General features: G+C 51.4%; 1 pseudogene. It reads right to left on the bottom strand.

The annotated features are described in order from the left end of the window. Positions 1 to 255, bottom strand: a pseudogene (locus tag MRBLMR1_RS08620) (sensor histidine kinase); the annotation flags it as partial.

The raw sequence follows: 255 nt of genomic DNA on the forward strand, positions 1-255 counted from the left end.
CTTTCGTAAAACTCTGTGACGGCAACAACCTGGCCCGACCAGGGCTGTAGGATCGGATTGTAAATCTCAAGCAGAGGCTCACCAACTGCTCGTTCTGCATCGCTTTCAGGATCATCGACCTCGTCGAATTTCGCCACGAGTTCGCCATTAAAGGCCCGATTTCGATTTTCGCCACGAGGTACGACACGGCCCATAAGATTCTTGTCGTTCGAATATAATATCATGCCGTCCTTGCGCCATAGGCGAAACGAGACC

The sequence above is a fragment of the Neorhizobium sp. LMR1-1-1.1 genome, from assembly GCF_040675795.1.
Classification (GTDB): Bacteria; Pseudomonadota; Alphaproteobacteria; order Rhizobiales; family Rhizobiaceae; genus Neorhizobium; species Neorhizobium cellulosilyticum.